The 14,528-nt window shown below is 51.5% G+C and carries 14 protein-coding genes and 1 tRNA gene; 7 read left to right on the top strand and 8 right to left on the bottom strand.

Annotated elements, in window-relative coordinates; translation table 11 throughout:
• Positions 1 to 190 precede the first annotated feature (190 nt).
• Together CLV80_RS00930 and CLV80_RS00925 are read left to right on the top strand one after the other, a co-directional pair.
• Positions 191 to 613, top strand: a complete 423-nt coding sequence (locus CLV80_RS00930) for a hypothetical protein (RefSeq protein ID WP_106353800.1) — start codon at positions 191 to 193, stop codon at positions 611 to 613.
• Between the two features lie 343 nt (positions 614 to 956).
• Entirely contained in the window at positions 957 to 2,915 is a 1,959-nt protein-coding gene (locus CLV80_RS00925) for a bifunctional 2',3'-cyclic-nucleotide 2'-phosphodiesterase/3'-nucleotidase (RefSeq protein ID WP_106353798.1), read from the top strand.
• A gap of 116 nt (positions 2,916 to 3,031) precedes the next feature.
• Here CLV80_RS00925 and tig read toward each other — a convergent pair whose 3' ends face one another.
• The 3 genes from tig to CLV80_RS00910 form a co-directional block, all read right to left on the bottom strand.
• Positions 3,032 to 4,363: a trigger factor gene (gene tig / locus CLV80_RS00920; protein WP_106354414.1), complete on the bottom strand. Its 1,332-nt coding sequence runs from the start codon at positions 4,361 to 4,363 to the stop codon at positions 3,032 to 3,034.
• A gap of 269 nt (positions 4,364 to 4,632) precedes the next feature.
• Positions 4,633 to 4,717, bottom strand: a tRNA-Leu gene (locus tag CLV80_RS00915).
• 103 nt (positions 4,718 to 4,820) lie between these two features.
• Positions 4,821 to 6,461: an NAD(P)H-hydrate dehydratase gene (locus CLV80_RS00910; RefSeq protein ID WP_106353796.1), complete on the bottom strand. Its 1,641-nt coding sequence runs from the start codon at positions 6,459 to 6,461 to the stop codon at positions 4,821 to 4,823.
• A gap of 172 nt (positions 6,462 to 6,633) precedes the next feature.
• Between CLV80_RS00910 and CLV80_RS00905 the strand changes: the two genes are divergently transcribed.
• Complete coding sequence (locus CLV80_RS00905) at positions 6,634 to 6,972, top strand: P-II family nitrogen regulator (protein ID WP_045996366.1); 339 nt, start codon at positions 6,634 to 6,636, stop codon at positions 6,970 to 6,972.
• 67 nt (positions 6,973 to 7,039) lie between these two features.
• Positions 7,040 to 8,446: a type I glutamate--ammonia ligase gene (gene glnA / locus CLV80_RS00900; protein ID WP_106353794.1), complete on the top strand. Its 1,407-nt coding sequence runs from the start codon at positions 7,040 to 7,042 to the stop codon at positions 8,444 to 8,446.
• Between the two features lie 62 nt (positions 8,447 to 8,508).
• Here the strand turns inward: glnA and CLV80_RS00895 are convergent, their stop codons facing one another.
• The 3 genes from CLV80_RS00895 to CLV80_RS00890 form a co-directional block, all read right to left on the bottom strand.
• A complete protein-coding gene (locus CLV80_RS00895) occupies positions 8,509 to 9,075 on the bottom strand; it encodes an endonuclease/exonuclease/phosphatase family protein (RefSeq protein WP_207766462.1) in 567 nt (188 codons plus the stop codon).
• Positions 9,033 to 9,392, bottom strand: coding sequence for a hypothetical protein (locus tag CLV80_RS18345; RefSeq protein WP_165793284.1), 360 nt, complete (start codon positions 9,390 to 9,392; stop codon positions 9,033 to 9,035). Before CLV80_RS18345 ends, CLV80_RS00895 begins: the two co-directional genes overlap by 43 nt.
• Before the next feature lie 75 nt (positions 9,393 to 9,467).
• The gene (locus tag CLV80_RS00890; protein WP_106354412.1) at positions 9,468 to 9,881 is read right to left on the bottom strand and encodes a DUF6314 family protein; all 414 of its coding nucleotides are present in this window, start codon (positions 9,879 to 9,881) and stop codon (positions 9,468 to 9,470) included.
• Positions 9,882 to 9,979: 98 nt separating this feature from the next.
• On the opposite strand from CLV80_RS00890, the gene purB reads away from it, so the two are divergent.
• The gene (gene purB, locus CLV80_RS00885) at positions 9,980 to 11,287 is read left to right on the top strand and encodes an adenylosuccinate lyase (RefSeq protein WP_106353790.1); all 1,308 of its coding nucleotides are present in this window, start codon (positions 9,980 to 9,982) and stop codon (positions 11,285 to 11,287) included.
• A 47-nt stretch (positions 11,288 to 11,334) separates the two neighbouring features.
• Here purB and CLV80_RS00880 read toward each other — a convergent pair whose 3' ends face one another.
• Both CLV80_RS00880 and CLV80_RS00875 read right to left on the bottom strand, forming a co-directional pair.
• A complete protein-coding gene (locus CLV80_RS00880; protein WP_106353788.1) occupies positions 11,335 to 12,012 on the bottom strand; it encodes an acyl-homoserine-lactone synthase in 678 nt (225 codons plus the stop codon).
• 126 nt (positions 12,013 to 12,138) lie between these two features.
• Positions 12,139 to 12,849, bottom strand: a complete 711-nt coding sequence (locus tag CLV80_RS00875) for a helix-turn-helix transcriptional regulator (protein ID WP_311135509.1) — start codon at positions 12,847 to 12,849, stop codon at positions 12,139 to 12,141.
• Between the two features lie 36 nt (positions 12,850 to 12,885).
• Here CLV80_RS00875 and CLV80_RS00870 point away from each other — a divergent pair, with 36 nt between their 5' ends.
• A complete protein-coding gene (locus CLV80_RS00870; RefSeq protein ID WP_106353786.1) occupies positions 12,886 to 13,374 on the top strand; it encodes an autoinducer binding domain-containing protein in 489 nt (162 codons plus the stop codon).
• A 46-nt stretch (positions 13,375 to 13,420) separates the two neighbouring features.
• Positions 13,421 to 14,464 (top strand): FliG C-terminal domain-containing protein, encoded by a 1,044-nt coding sequence (locus CLV80_RS00865; protein ID WP_106353783.1) that lies wholly within the window; start codon positions 13,421 to 13,423, stop codon positions 14,462 to 14,464.
• The last annotated feature ends 64 nt before the right edge of the window (positions 14,465 to 14,528 follow it).

Raw genomic sequence — 14,528 nt, 5'->3', positions numbered from 1 at the left:
TTTTTTAAACGAGTACCCTGCCACGAGCCATATTATAGGCGCACAAATTAGTTACAGTCGGCAGGACAGGAGAATAAAGCTGAAAATTCTTGCCCCCCTTATTCTGACTTCCACGATAGCGGCTTGCGCCGTACCAGTCGGTGACATTCGTTGGAAACCCGAATTACTTTCGCCCGGGGATTATGTCTCAGTGGATCAAAGCCGTTCGGGCCTGATCCATCACATGTACAAAGGACGCCAAGGCAACGACTACCTAATCGAAAGCTATCGCGGCCCTAGCCCAACCGGAACACCGGCATTTACCACACGGCTTGATGGCAATGGAAATTACCTTTCGTGGCAACGCTCTGACGGCTACGAAGTGCGCTATCAACCTCATGACTGCACCCGTACGCTCGGCAAGTGCCGGTATACTGAAATCCGCCCCAACGATGAACGCATCCGATGGACCCGCATCACGACAGCGACCGACACGGGGTTCAAATATGTTGAAACCGACCGCAATGGCGAACGCCGCGTATCAGGCGAGATCGCAATCGACGAACGCGGCATCGCAGGAAGCGGACAAGTAAGCGGACATTTCGGCGCGCAAACTTTTACGCTGGTCGAGTAAAGCTACTAACCCTCATCCGGCGTACTAAATACCACACTCTTGGCTGAGCGTATGGCCCGCCCATGATAAACTGCTTCAATATTATTGCCGTCAGGGTCCAAGGCATATGCTGCGAAATAGCCCGGATGATACGCACGCTCACCCCCCGCCAATCACGTTTCGAACAGAAACGATACCGAAGCGAAAATCGCCAAACTGACTATTTTTGTAGCAATTCAAACAACTTACGACCAAAGCAAAGCATTCAATTATTGGGACCGATCCCGGCAACAAACACACCCTTGTTACAAACCGCATCCAGATGTCTACTGATCAAACATCTAGAAATCCGGGGGATTATCTCATGTCACTTCGTTTAAATCGTCGCCACTTTATCGCGGGCTCTGCTGGGCTAATCGCGATGCATCCGTTTTCGGTCAGCGCAGCCACCAATCAGGCGCACCTGCGTTTGATGGAAACCACTGACCTTCACGTCCATGTTTTTCCTTACGATTATTACGCTGATCGCCCTGTCGATACGGTCGGCCTTGCCCGCACAGCGTCCATCATCGAAGGTGTGCGCGCAGAATCGACGAACTCTTTGCTTCTCGACAATGGTGACTTTCTTCAGGGGAACCCGATGGGCGATTACATCGCCTATGAACGCGGCATGAAAGAAGGTGATATGCACCCTGTCATCACCGCGATGAACACACTCGGGTTTGATGCATCGACGCTTGGCAACCACGAATTCAATTACGGCATTCCATTCTTGATGAAATCGGTCGCTGGTGCCGCCTTCCCTGTGGTTTCTGCCAACGTCGTCAAAGAAATGGGCGCGACACCGACTGCGGACACAACGCTGCTTCCGCCTTACACGATTCTTGAACGCACGCTGACCGACGGGTCCGGTGTCACACACCCGATCAAAATCGGTTTGATTGGATTCGTGCCACCACAGATCATGAACTGGGACCGAAAGCATCTAGAAGGCAACGTGCAGGCCCGCGATATCGTCGCATCCGCGCGTGCATATGTTCCACAGATGAAGGAGCAAGGCGCAGACATTATCGTCGCGCTTTGCCATTCTGGTATCGGCGAAGCCAACGAAACCGAGGGCATGGAAAACGCAGCAATTCCTTTGGCAGGCGTTGACGGCATCGACGCGATTTTGACAGGCCACAGCCACCTCGTCTTCCCGTCCTCAAACTATGACGACTGGGCGGGCGTCGATGTCGCAGCCGGAACGATCAACGGCAAACCCGGCGTGATGGGCGGCTTTTGGGGCAGTCATATGGGACTGGTCGATCTACTGCTTGAACGTGACGGCAACGGATGGCGGGTTCTTTCGCACACGTCCGAGGCGCGCCCAATCTCACGTCGCGAAGAAGACCGTAGCATCACCCCGCTAGTCGAAGACTTCGTGCCTGTTTTGGAATCAATTCAAGACATCCACGATCAGACGCTCGCCTATGTGCGCACAGCGGTCGGTAAAACCGATGCACCGCTTCACAGCTATTTTGCGCTGGTCGCCGATGATCCATCCGTTCAAATCGTATCGAACGCACAAACTTGGTACATCACGGAACAAATGGTCGGCACCGAATTCGAAGGGTTACCGATCCTATCGGCCGCCGCTCCGTTCAAGGCTGGTGGTCGTGGTGGTCCGGAATACTTCACCGACGTTCCCGTTGGCGACGTGGCAATCAAAAACGTGGCGGACTTGTACCTCTACCCCAACACAGTGCGGGCCGTGAAAATAACAGGTGCGCAGGTCAAGAACTGGCTCGAACGCAGCGCCGGGATGTTCAACCAAATCGAACCCGGCTCATCCGATGCAGTGCTACTGAACCCTGATTTTCCAAGCTACAACTTCGATGTGATCGACGGGGTTACCTACCAAATTGATCTATCCCAACCGGCGATGTTCGACCGTGAAGGCGAAGTGATCAACGCCAATACAAACCGGATCGTAAACCTACAGTTCAATGGTGCGCCTATCGACCCATCGCAAGAATTCATCCTTGCGACGAACAACTACCGGGCATCGGGTGGCGGCAGCTTCCCCGGTGCAGATGGATCGACGGTCATTTTTGAAGGGCCCGACACGAATCGCGACGTGATCGTGCGCTACATCGTCGACAAAGGTACGGTCAGCCCACGCGCGGATGCGAATTGGTCATTTGTACCGATGGACGGCACCACCGTCATCTTTGAAACGGGACCCGCTGGCGCAGAATACGCTGACAGCGTTGCAGGCATGACCATCACACCCGCAGGCAGCAGCGAATCTGGATTCGCTCTGTTCCGCATCACGCTTTGACAAATCTGACCCAGCCTCTGATGGGACGGCTGGGCCAGATCTAATTTGGCTACACTCTCAAAACAAAAGGCGCCCCGAACTGGAGCGCCTTTTTCAGAATGAATCTGGTGTTGGTCTTACTCTTCTTCGAGCTTCTCAACAGCTTTTTGCAGATCGTCTTTGCTGACTTCTTTGTCAGTGACCGCAGCTTTTTCAAAAATGTGGTCAACGACTTTGTCTTCGAACATTGGCGCCTGCAGTTGCTGACGGAACTGAGCGTTCTGCTGTACGAATTCAAAGAACTGACGCTCTTGACCTGGGTACTGGCGCGCTTGGTTCATGATCGCTTGTGTCATTTCTTGATCGGTGACTTTCACGTCAGCCTTCTGACCGATGTCAGCCAACAGAAGACCCAGCTTTACGCGACGTTCAGCAAGCTTCTTGTGCTCGTCAGTTGGTTCGATCTCTGGGTGATCGTGACCTTCAACTTCTGGGTTTTCTTCATGCCACAGCTGGTGTGCAATCTGGTTTGCTTCAGCAGTAACCAAAGATTCTGGCAGGTCGAAAGAAACAACTTTGTCCAGCTCATCCAGCAGCGCGCGTTTTGCAACGGCACGTGACGCACCGGTGTATTCAGCTTCTAGACGCTCAGTGATCTGTGCCTTCAGGCCTTCCAGATCTTCAGCGCCGAATTTTTTCGCCAGCTCATCGTCCAGCTCAGGCGCCTTTGGTGCCTTCACTTCTTTGATTGTGCAGGTGAAAACAGCTTTTTTGCCAGCAAGGTTCTCAGCTTGGTAATCTTCTGGGAAGGTTACTTCGATGTCTTTTTCTTCGCCAGCTTTCACTTTCAACAGGCCGTCTTCGAAGCCAGGAATGAAAGAGTTAGAACCGATAACCAATGGGTAATCTTCTGCAGCGCCGCCTTCGAATGCTTCGCCGTCAACTTTACCAACAAAATCCAAAACGACTTGGTCGTCTTTCTTGGCTTGCGTCTTTTTCGCTTCGTAAGTGACGGCCTGTGGTGAAGACGCAAGGTTATCCAGCGCTTCTTTCACGGAATCTTCGTCAGCTTTCACAACCAGACGCTCTAGCTTGATTTTGCTGAAATCTGTCTCTGCGATTTCTGGCAGTTTCTCGTAAGAAACTTCAACGGCAACATCGTCGCCCTCTTTCCAGTCTTCGTTGGTCATTTTCATTTCTGGCTGTGCCGCAGGACGGTCACCAGATTCTTCAAGGTGCTTGCTCAGGGCGCCGTCGATGGCTTCCTGCATGCTTTCGCCCATAAGACGCTGGCCATACTGCTTGCGCAGCAGTGCCATAGGTACTTTACCTTTACGAAAGCCCTTCATTTCGACGGTAGGCTGAGCTTCTTTCAGCTTTTCTTCAACTTTGGCATCCAATTCAGCCGCGGTAACGGTGATGGTATAGCCGCGTTTCAAACCTTCGTTCAGCGTCTCTGTGACCTGCATGGTAGCGTCCTTTTCAAGTCGTCTGGCGTGGAAACCACGCATATCTTCGTCAGGCCGCGCAAGGCGTGGCCACATAAATCGAAGGCACTTCTAGGGATGCGCTGCAAGGCTTGCAAGGGCAATCGTGCCCGAAGCCCCAAGGGATAAGGATTTTCAGCGCACACCCTTCTTTTAAAAGGTCACGACGACAAATTTTAAAAGGTCACGACGACAAATGGTCGTCGCACAATGCCGACGGGCATAGGTTGATCATATTGGGAACATCAAAATGGTGCGGGTGAAGGGACTCGAACCCCCACGCCTCGCGGCGCCAGAACCTAAATCTGGTGCGTCTACCAATTCCGCCACACCCGCACTTTCAACGCCCGAAGCGTCGATCTGGCGCTACCTAGCAAAGCTATCTCCGGGATGCGAGAGGGAAAATGCGATTTTTTCGTTTATCGCGATTTTTTTTCAGCTACACGCCCAAATCCCGGAAAACCGCAGGTAGCTGTTCTGGTAAATCCTCTGCAATCAGCCCCGGACCGAACTTGATCGCGCATTCTGTATGAAGCCATGCTCCCATCCAAGCTGCATACACTGGCGCAAACTGTCGCGCCATAATTCCAGCGATAAACCCCGCCAAGACGTCCCCTGAACCTGCAGTCGCCAACCACGGCGCCCTCCGATCATATACAGATGTATTGATGCTGCATCCCCCCTTAGGATCCGCAATCACCGTGTTCGCCCCCTTAAACAACACGACACATCCTGCCCGCCTTGCCGCATCACGTGTTGCATCCACCTTTGAGTAGAACGGCCCCACACTCGAAGGTGCGTTCAGCTTTTCAGCAATATCCGGAAACAACCGTGCAAATTCCCCAGCATGAGGAGTCAAAACGCAATCGGAATGCAATCTACTGAACAACTCCTGATCTGCCGCCAGTAGCGTCAACGCATCCGCATCCAACACTGTCGGGCGCGGCTTCACACCACCTTCACCTAGGATGAAGCTGACTAATTCACGCTCCCGATCACCCAGCCCCAGCCCTGGCCCAACACAAAGCGCATTGATCCGTTCATCCCCCAAGACGTCAGCAAGATCACCACTATCTCCTATCTCCCGAAGCATGACAGCATTCAACTGCGCCGCATTCTCTACAAGTGCCGCCGCTGGGCACCCCACCGTCACCACACCAGCACCAATCCGCAAAGCACCACGCGCTGCAAGCCTTGCCGCACCGCCGCTTCCCACACCGCCCGAAAGGATTAGAACGTGTCCATGCTTGTATTTGTGATCATCATCCTTTTCTAACCAATTGGCGTAAGGCGCTGAAATGGTCACAACTGGACGTACCTCATTAGGTCTCAGAGTAAGCCCAACATCTTTTACAATAACCCTATCTGTGTACTGCGGCCCTTCACTTAAGAAATGCCCCAGTTTTGCTCGGTGAAATGTCACGGTAAGATGCGCCGAAATGGCGTTGGGATTACAATCTTCTAGATTAAACGCACGGCCAGAATCAGAACAAACGCCACTTGTAATATCGATGGAGACAATCGCGGGTCTCCCACGTGGATGTCCAAATTGCGGAACATGGCAATCACGGGCATCCGAAGTATTCCAGAATAGGTCACCAAAACCGCATAATGGACGTGACAGGCCCGTACCAAAAAGGGCGTCGATGAGAATATCACATCCCCATTTTCTGCGAGCCAGATAAGTATCTAGCATCGCTATCGTTCCAGCCTTCATCCACCGCTCATAATTCGCCCGCGCATCCTGTGGCAGCTTTTCTGCATCACCATACAAAAACACCTCAACGCCCCACCCGGCCTCATGCAACAGCCGCGCGACAACAAAACCGTCACCACCATTATTCCCCGGCCCGCATAGCACGACTGCCCTAAGCTTCCCCTCTTCATCATCTTGCAACAAATACTCTGGGGGTTTGGGGGTTGGCCCCCAAGACGGCGCAAGCTCAGGCCACTCCTCAAAGATGGCCTCAACAACGCCGCGCCCCGCGCGCTCCATCAGCTCCAACCCAGTGACTTCGCCAGAGGCAATCGCAGCCGCTTCGATGGCGCGCATTTGGGCAGCAGTTAAAAGTTCGGTCATCGCTTAGGCATTCCAATTTACATTTCGCACATTTTTCGGGACAATTGCACAATATTTAATCAGTTGGTGTTCTTTACCCCGTTGCATCTGCCTTCAAGGTTCGCCACGAATTGTCCCGATGCAACAGAAATGTTCTGACCACCATAAATAACCGCTAGGGGAGTCGCGGCCTATGAAAAAGATCGAAGCGATCATCAAACCATTCAAACTCGACGAAGTGAAAGAAGCACTCCAAGAAGTGGGCGTGCAGGGTCTTTCTGTTGTCGAGGTCAAAGGATTTGGCCGCCAAAAGGGTCACACCGAACTGTACCGCGGTGCAGAGTATGTGGTCGATTTCCTGCCAAAGGTAAAAATCGAAGTCGTTTTGGCCGATGATCAGGTCGATGCCGCCGTTGAAGCAATCATTGGCGCTGCAAAAACCGACAAGATCGGCGACGGCAAAATCTTCGTGTCCCCAGTCGAACAAGCCATCCGTATCCGGACCGGCGAATCTGGCGACGACGCGCTGTAAAATCAACGCCTCGGATTCACTCTGCGGCCTTAAAGAATACCAAAGACGCTAAGAAAGGTACCAATAAATGGACAACAAAGCTGTTCTCAAACTGATCAAAGACGAAGAAGCCGACTACGTCGACATCCGTTTCACTGATCCACGCGGTAAACTGCAGCACGTAACTGTCGTTTCTGATCTCGTTGATGAAGACTTCCTTGAAGATGGCTTTATGTTTGACGGTTCTTCCATCGCAGGTTGGAAATCCATCGACAAATCCGACATGAAACTGATGCCACAAGCAAGCAGTGCTTATGTTGACCCATTCTATGCTGAAAAAACGATCTGCATCCACTGTAACGTGGTTGAGCCAGACACAATGGAAGCATACGACCGTGATCCCCGCGGCACAGCAGCAAAAGCTGAAGAGTACCTGAAATCCACAGGTATCGGCGATGCGGCATACTTTGGTCCAGAAGCTGAATTCTTCGTCTTCGACGACGTTCGCTTCCAAGTTTCCATGAACAAAGTGTCCTACCAAGTTGACGCCATCGACGGCGCTTGGAACACAGACACTGAGTACGAGATGGGCAACACAGGCCACCGTCCTGGCATTAAGGGCGGCTACTTCCCTGTGAACCCAGTGGACGACGCACAAGAAATGCGTTCCGAAATGCTTTCCACCATGAAGCGCATGGGCATGAAAGTTGACAAGCACCACCACGAAGTGGCGTCTTGCCAGCACGAATTGGGCCTGATTTTTGGTACGCTGACGCACCAAGCTGACGAAATCCAGAAATACAAATATGTTGTGCACAACGTTGCACAGGCATACGGCAAATCCGCGACATTCATGCCAAAGCCAATCGCAGGCGACAACGGCACTGGTATGCACGTGAACATGTCGATCTTCAAAGAAGGTAAGCCTCTCTTTGCTGGCGACAAATACGCAGACCTGTCTCAAGAAGCCCTGTACTTCATCGGTGGTGTTCTGAAGCACGCGAAAGCGCTGAACGCGATCACAAACCCATCAACAAACAGCTACAAGCGCCTGATCCCAGGTTTTGAAGCACCAGTTCTGCGCGCATACTCTGCGTCAAACCGTTCGGGTTGTGTCCGTATTCCTTGGGCGGAAAACCCAAAGGCAAAACGCGTCGAAGCACGTTTCCCTGATCCAGCAGCCAACCCATACCTGTGCTTCGCAGCACTTCTGATGGCTGGCCTTGACGGCATCAAAAACAAAATCGATCCGGGCCCCTCATCTGACAAAGATCTATACGATCTGCCACCAGAAGAACTGGCAGGCATCCCAACTGTTTGTGGTTCACTTCGTGAAGCGCTTGAAGCACTCGAAGCTGACCATGACTTCCTGATCCAAGGTGACGTATTCACCAAAGACCAACTGGAAGGCTACATGGAACTGAAATGGGAAGAAGTGTACGCATACGAACACACACCACACCCAATGGAATACAAAATGTACTACAGCTGCTAATCTCGCAGTTCACAGTATTGGAAAAGGCATCGCTAACGCGGTGCCTTTTTTGTTTGTCATGCCTATCGTTCTAAAGACAAACGCGCCAACACACCCAAATGATCAGAGCCCAACAAATTGCGATAACGAACACTGCCTCCGCCGGGCGCATAAACATGATCTAGGAATAGCGGAGCCCCATACAGGTTATAGGTAGGGCGTACAGGCCCAGCTATTATCGTATCCGATTCTTGCCTAATCTGCTTTGCAGATGACGCCCATAGAAATATGTTGAAATCGCCGCCAATCACGACAGGCCCGTCTAGCTGTTCTAATAATGCAACGGCAGATTTCGTAGATTCAGCTTGGGTGTACGGATACGGCCATGGCAAATGCACAGACGCAACCCACACCAGCAAACCTTCGCTTTCAATTTGCACGGCAGCAACACCCGTTTTACCCGAGCAACGCGGCACGTCCACGAATGGAATTTTCGACAATACGGCGACCCCGCTCCAGCCCGTAAATCTACATAAATGCTGAAACGGATAGTCACCCTCAAGAGCGGTAAGAAACACATCATTGCGCGTGCCTACTTCTTGCAACGTCACGACCTGCGCACCGCTTGCACGAATGTCATCCGCAAGCAAACCCAGCTTATCATTTCGATACAGGAGGTTTTTGTATATAGGGTAAAGCTTCCCGCTTTTTGAGAGTGAATAAGCAAAGGCACGGTAGTGAGCAATGCAGCGGCGGTTGCTACAGCCACCACGCAGCGTAATGCACGTGTCATTGGAAACGCCAACGCAATAAGACTTATCAGCCCCAACGGTATACGTAGCAAGGAAAGGCTATCAGCAAACGGATGCAGCGCCCCCGCAAACCCTACGGCAATCCCGGCACAAACTATAAAAAGCGAAAAACCCGCAAAGCGAGCAAATATAGCATTCATTGAAATCAGTTCCACTTAACAACGTCTAATCCACGTTAGACAGGCTGCAAGTGCACGCCGAGATGACATGATGTGCAGTGTTTGTGCAGCTCAACGCCAGTAGCAGGAAGCAGATTCGTAATCCTTACGTGGACCAATCACTTGCCATGTTGCCTGCCACTGCGGCCATTTGGAAAAGTCATAGCGCACTTGATAGAAGTCCGCGCCACATGGGTGATCTGTGCCTTGTGCGTGACCTGATGGCCTGAAGCTATGAAATGCGGCACCGTCATCAAAACGAACATCGACTGCATCGCCCACAAACTGCCAACGGTAAGATCGGGTTGCAGTCATCGCCGGGCTGGTTCCAAAGCGTAATTCTCCAACCTCAGTATATAGCAGTGCCCCTGCCCCGACCGTTTCAAACCGCGCCGTCCCCAGCAATGTGCCAGCCTGATCACTGTGACGGTCTGTGATAACACGTGACAGCTGCCATGAACCCGTAAATTCGTCTGCGCTCAGCATTACCGCCATCTTCGTGCCATCTGTCCCTTGAGCCTTTGGCCCTTGCCCCTTATGACGCGGGGGAACATTGCTGCCCACCCCAAGAAAGGTGCTATCTCATGATCCCTCGCTATTCTCGCCCGGAAATGACCGCAATCTGGGAACCCGCAACCAAATTCAAAATCTGGTACGAGATCGAGGCATACGCCTGTGACGCTCAGGCCGCGCTTGGTGTGATCCCAAAAGAAAGCGCTGCGGCTGTTTGGAAAGCCAAAGACGTCGAATTCGATGTTGCGCGCATCGACGAAATCGAAGCGGTCACAAAACACGATGTCATCGCGTTCTTGACCCACCTTTCCGAACACATCGGTTCAACAGAGGCCCGTTTTGTTCACCAAGGCATGACATCTTCTGATGTTTTAGACACGACATTCAATGTTCAGCTTGTTCGCGCCACTGACCTGCTACTTACCGGCATGGACCGCGTTCTAGCCGCACTGAAAACCCGTGCCCTCGAACATAAAGACACCGTTCGCATCGGCCGTAGCCACGGTATTCACGCAGAGCCCACAACAATGGGTCTGACTTTCGCACGTTTCTACGCAGAGATGGATCGCGGTCGGAAACGTCTTGTTGCAGCGCGCGAAGAAATCGCAACAGGCGCTATCTCTGGCGCTGTCGGCACATTCGCAAACATCGACCCATCGGTCGAAGAACACGTTTGCGAGAAATTGGGCCTATCGCCTGAACCTATCAGCACCCAAGTCATCCCACGTGACCGCCACGCAATGTTCTTTGCAACGCTGGGCGTTATCGCATCATCCATCGAAAACATCGCCACCGAAGTCCGCCACATGCAGCGCACTGAGGTTCTTGAGGCCGAAGAGTTCTTCTCTAAAGGCCAAAAAGGTTCTAGCGCGATGCCACACAAGCGTAACCCTGTGCTGACTGAAAACCTGACTGGTCTTGCCCGTCTGGTGCGTATGTCTGTTGTTCCTGCAATGGAGAACGTGGCTCTTTGGCACGAACGGGACATCAGCCACTCTTCTGTCGAACGCGCGATCGGCCCGGATACCACAGTGACGCTGGATTTCGCCCTGCACCGTTTGGCTGGCGTGATCGAAAAACTAGTGATCTATCCTGACAACATGCTTGCCAACATGAACAAGTTCCGTGGTCTCGTGATGTCTCAGCGCGTTCTTCTTGCCCTTACCCAAGCAGGCGTCAGCCGCGAAGACGCCTATAAACTGGTTCAGCGCAACGCGATGAAAGTTTGGGAGCAAGGGAAAGATTTCAAAACAGAACTGCTAGGCGATGACGAAGTCCTTGCCGCCTTGTCACCCGAAGAGATCGAAGAAAAGTTCGACCTTGGCTACCACACAAAGCACGTTGAAACGATCTTCAAACGCGTTTTCGGCGATAAATGAAAGCTTAAAGGTCGGGCGGAAATGCTCCGCCCGACCTTTAAATAGGTTTACTTAACTGATGGCGCGTGTAGCGGCGCTTGTGCGCCCGCAACGCCAACCTTCCGAACCTGAGCTGCACTATTCGCGACTTTCGTTTTACGGCGATGTTTCGCAGGCATACTCATCGCGACATAGCGGCGATTATCGTGGCAGTTCACGTAAGGATCACCGATCAAATCAACATCGTACCCGAGCTGGCGTAAAGTACGTGCGAAAACCGGCGGGCAAAGCGCCATGATTTCAGTACCGCCATTTGCAGTGGCTTGATCAACAACACCGTCAAGCACAAGACCCAGACACTCAGACCGTTCAGCTTGCGTTTTGACCTCGTCCGAAATGACAACACGCGTTGCCTCCCAAACATTCGGCGTGACGGTCGCAATTTTGATGATGTCTTCTGGAATACCAATCAGTTTTCCAGCAACCGCATCGCGCAGCATATAAGTATGCGATCCCCACTGCGCTGTCGTTGCCATCGCGCGCATTCCGCCGATCACCTTACCATCGCGCAGTACTAACGAATAATGTGCGTTAGGGTTATCATACTGATCCATTTCGACGCTATCATCGTGCGGGATATCCCAACCAAGCTGGTCTACGAAGAACTGTTTGCGCAATGCAAGAAATTCATAAAAGGCAGTTCCGTACTGGTGAAGCTGAGCAAAATTAAACGAAATATTTTCCATGGTGGGTTCTCTCTACCGATAAGCGATATTGACGCCAGTTTACATCTGTTGATTGTCACGAATTTCGTGCCTCCAACAAATTAGCGCCAAATTTTCAATAAGTGATAAAAAAATTGATAGTATTTTTCAGATTAGGCCGTACTGGTTCGCAAGTGCCGCAGCTTGGGTGCCCGTTTTAGCCCCCAATTTCAATTTCGCGTTCTTTAAACGCTGCTTTACAGCGCCCTCGCTAACACTCAACTCAAAGGCGATTTCCTTCAAGCGTTTTCCATCTTTAACCATACCCAGCGCCTCTAATTCTGCGCGTGTTAAGTTTGTAGGAGGTGCCGTTTCATTGTGCCGCCTAACGAGTAAAGCCTTTAAGAGTTTCACCTCAAGGTCTGTATATTCGCGATCAGCGCGCGTAAATGACGCGAAGGAACGTTGAGCATCCACATTACCATCAAAAACGGAAACAGTGACGCCATATCTCAGACCAAAGGTTTTCGCCTGAGCGATAATCCGCTTAGGATCATCGAGTGGAATTTCGCTCCATCGGCAAATTCCGACATTGCTGTAAGCCCATCTAACTATTGGATCGAACAGCATAAAGCGCTGCGCCGTATAGTGTTGCACCCATTCAGGAGGGAAGGCATTCACCTCCTCCATTGGAAAGGCAAATCCTATCCGTAACGCAATATAATATCCGGACGGAGCGAGCTGCTCAATTTCGTCCGGACCCATCAATGTCGCCATCCGTTTTCCCCGAACCTCTGATTTCTGACAAAGGCCTTGTTGCTTCTGCACTGTTTTCTGTACAATACAAATGAACAATACTTTGTCAGAGAGTATTGCCATATGACCACCATTGGCAACCGGAAAGCGAGTAACTGAATGTCACAAACGGAACTAAACATAAGTGAGATTCTGGAAAATTTGGGTGAACTCGCCCCGGCGGGATATGCACTTGGCTTTCATATCGCATACACAACACCAAAGTTTATGTTTCAATCATACCCTAAGGCGTGGCTCGACTACTATTCACAAAACGGATTGGTCATGTCTGATCCAATGGTAGCGTGGGGATTCGAAAACACCGGGACCTGCCGTTGGTCGGAATTGGAAGATCCTGCTGGCGTCATGCAAAAAGCTGCAGACCACGGAATGAAGTTTGGTATGGTTTGTACAATAAAAACAGACGATAGCCTTAGCATATGCGGCTGTGCGCGCGTAGATCGTGAATTCACGGATGAAGAAATATCTGAAATATATAGCAAAATTAAATACTTGCATTCGAACACTGCAGACAAGGCGCAATTGACACCAGAGACTGTGCAACAACTGAAAAACCTATCGATTTCTTTCACACATCCTGGCTCATAAGCTGTCGCTATAACCATTCATTTACCCCGTCTTGCTAGACGGGGGTATGACACTAAAACCCCTCGACCACAGCACGTCGGCGATTTCTCGCCGACGAAAGGCTGCAATGATCGTCCAGATGATGATCAGTGATGGCGGCAACCTGTCGTTGTCTCAACTTCCCGAATCGCTACAAGAGCTATTAACCGAAGAACTCGGAGCGATTCGCCTCGTTGATCGTACGACTGTCGCATCGGTTGCTAAGGAATTCACAACACAGCTAGAGGCAGTCGGAATGAGCGCTCCAGGCTCCAGAGATAACGCAATTAATGCACTCTCAGCACACCTCACTCCGGCGCTTGCGGAACGGTTAAGAGAGCAGACAGACAGCGTGCGGCACGGCGACCACTGGCCAATTGTCTCGGCCCTTCCAGTATCCCGGATCATTGACATTATGACGACCGAAAGTGTGGAGATAAGCGCAGTCACGCTATCAAAACTGCCAGTGGGAAAAGCAGCAGAGGTTCTTACAAAAACTCCCGGAGAGCTCGCGCGCCGGATAACATATGCCATGTCACTTACCGCTAAGGTAACACCAGATGTCGTCCACCGTATCGGCCAGTCCCTAGCCAAAAATTATGCAACCACAGCCGATCACGCCTTTGAAAATGCGCCAGTCCAGCGACTAGGCGCGATATTGAATTCGACCGTTGCAGAAACGCGTGAAGATCTTCTTGAAGGGCTTGATAGCGAAAACCCTGCATTCGCAACAGATCTACGCAAAGCAATCTTTACGTTTAAAGATATCCCAGTGCGGATCAAACCTGCCGACATTTCAGCCTGCATTCGACCGGTAGAAGCAGAATCGCTTACACGCGCAATTGCCGCGGCTTTAGCTGACGAAGGCCCACTGTCTGCCGCCGCTGAGTTTATCTTAGGTAATGTTTCGCAACGGATGGCCGCTCAAATGCGCGAAGATGCAGAAGAAATCGGAGCAGTCAAAAAAGCAGATGCCGAAACGGCGATGTCGGCAGTGACAACTGCAATTCGTGAATTAGCTGAAAACGGAGCCATTGAATTTATTGACCCTGACGCAAACGATAACGAATAGCGCGTGGACAGATGATAGTAATTTGAATTAATCATAGCGCATGAAACGGTCTCATGCGCTCCGC

The organism is Yoonia maritima, from assembly GCF_003003285.1.
GTDB lineage: Bacteria > Pseudomonadota > Alphaproteobacteria > Rhodobacterales > Rhodobacteraceae > Yoonia > Yoonia maritima.
The sequence above is the reverse complement of the archived record's forward strand: the minus strand, read 5'-3'. Positions and strand labels throughout refer to the sequence as shown.

Coding starts and splice junctions, on each gene's coding strand:
- CLV80_RS00870 (WP_106353786.1), top strand. CDS start 12,886: ATGTCACAAACGGAACTAAACATAAGTGAGATTCTGGAAAATTTGGGT.
- CLV80_RS00910 (WP_106353796.1), bottom strand. CDS start 6,461: ATGACCGAACTTTTAACTGCTGCCCAAATGCGCGCCATCGAAGCGGCT.
- purB (WP_106353790.1), top strand. CDS start 9,980: ATGATCCCTCGCTATTCTCGCCCGGAAATGACCGCAATCTGGGAACCC.
- CLV80_RS00905 (WP_045996366.1), top strand. CDS start 6,634: ATGAAAAAGATCGAAGCGATCATCAAACCATTCAAACTCGACGAAGTG.
- glnA (WP_106353794.1), top strand. CDS start 7,040: ATGGACAACAAAGCTGTTCTCAAACTGATCAAAGACGAAGAAGCCGAC.
- tig (WP_106354414.1), bottom strand. CDS start 4,363: ATGCAGGTCACAGAGACGCTGAACGAAGGTTTGAAACGCGGCTATACC.
- CLV80_RS00875 (WP_311135509.1), bottom strand. CDS start 12,849: ATGGCAATACTCTCTGACAAAGTATTGTTCATTTGTATTGTACAGAAA.
- CLV80_RS00925 (WP_106353798.1), top strand. CDS start 957: ATGTCACTTCGTTTAAATCGTCGCCACTTTATCGCGGGCTCTGCTGGG.
- CLV80_RS00880 (WP_106353788.1), bottom strand. CDS start 12,012: ATGGAAAATATTTCGTTTAATTTTGCTCAGCTTCACCAGTACGGAACT.
- CLV80_RS00865 (WP_106353783.1), top strand. CDS start 13,421: ATGACACTAAAACCCCTCGACCACAGCACGTCGGCGATTTCTCGCCGA.
- CLV80_RS00890 (WP_106354412.1), bottom strand. CDS start 9,881: ATGCTGAGCGCAGACGAATTTACGGGTTCATGGCAGCTGTCACGTGTT.